This is a genomic window from Dermacoccus sp. UBA1591 (assembly GCF_002322065.1).
Lineage (GTDB): Bacteria > Actinomycetota > Actinomycetes > Actinomycetales > Dermatophilaceae > Dermacoccus > Dermacoccus nishinomiyaensis.
This window is the reverse complement of record NZ_DCNR01000036.1, coordinates 1-1,171: the sequence shown is the minus strand read 5'-3', so window position 1 is coordinate 1,171 and position 1,171 is coordinate 1. Positions and strand designations below refer to the sequence as shown.

At 75.2% G+C, this 1,171-nt stretch carries 1 protein-coding gene and 1 pseudogene; both read right to left on the bottom strand.

Annotation, left to right across the window (positions count from 1 at the left end; genetic code table 11):
- Positions 1–500 (bottom strand): annotated as a pseudogene (locus B2284_RS03825) (5-(carboxyamino)imidazole ribonucleotide synthase); the annotation flags it as partial.
- Between the two features lie 45 nt (positions 501–545).
- Positions 546–1,171 (bottom strand): winged helix-turn-helix domain-containing protein (locus B2284_RS03820; RefSeq protein ID WP_286697211.1); only part of this gene is annotated, 626 nt, incomplete at its 5' end.

Here is a 1,171-nt window from a genome sequence, read left to right as displayed (position 1 = left end):
TGCTGTTCGCCGAACGCGCTCAACTCGTCGCTCGTGGAAACGGGAGCCCAGGCGGGGCACGGCACGTCGAGGTCGCTGAGGCGCTGACGCATCGCGAGCTTGTCCTGGGCGAAGCGCAGCGCACTCGGGCGCGGGTGCAGCGCGACGCCGTCGGCCTCGAGCGCAGCGAGCACGTCGGCGGGCACGTGCTCGTGATCGAACGTCACGACGTCGCACCCGCGTGCCCACTCGCGCACCTGCTCGGCGTCGCGGTAGTCACCGACAGGCGCATGCGGCACGACGAGCGCCGCTGCGGCGTCGTCGGACTCGGCGAAGACGGACAACGTCAGCGCGAGCTCGGCCGCGGGGGCGGCACACATGCGGGCGAGCTGGCCGCCGCCGATGATGCCGACGACGGGAAATCCGCCCGGCGCGCGGCGCGCCTCGCGGGCGGGCTGGGTGTCGGGCGTCGCAGCGTCCGGCTCGGTGGCGTTGCGCGCATGGGGCTGGGGTTGGTTCACGCGCCAAGATTATCCGGCGGATTCGTCACGCGCGTGGCGCGGTCGTCAGGCGGGCGTCGCCGGGTGGGCGAGGCCCACCCCCACCGACTCGAGGGCCTCGCCCTCGCGCCGCGTCAGGACGAAGCCCGCGCCGCGCACCGTCTCGATCTGCCACTGCCCGCCCGTCGCGACCCGCAGCTTGGGGCGCAGCTTGGCGATGTGCATGTCGACCGCCTTGGGTGTGCCACGCCACTGGCCCGTCCACAGCGCCGCCTCGAACTCTGCGCGACTGACGACGTCATCCCGCCCGACGAGCACCCCCATGACGATGGCTTCCTTCGCGGTCATCACCGCCCGCCCGCCGGCGCCGACGAGCTCGCGCCGCGCCGCGTCCACGTGGGGTGGGCTCCCCTCGGCGGCGTTCGCCACCAGCCGCGGTCCGCCCTGCGCCCGGTTGACCCGGCGCACCGCGGCGCTGACCCGCGCTTCGAGCTCCGCCGGCGTGATCGCGCACGAGATGACGTCGTCGGCCCCCGCGTCGAGCAGCGCGACGGTCGCGGCCGCGCGTTCGACGTCCCCGACGAGCGCCGCGTCGTCGAGCACAGCGACGAACGCCACACCCGGATGCCGGCGGGAAGAGGTGCGCACGGCGGCGGCGCTCTCGCGCACCCCGTCGGGCGCGGCCGTGGCGC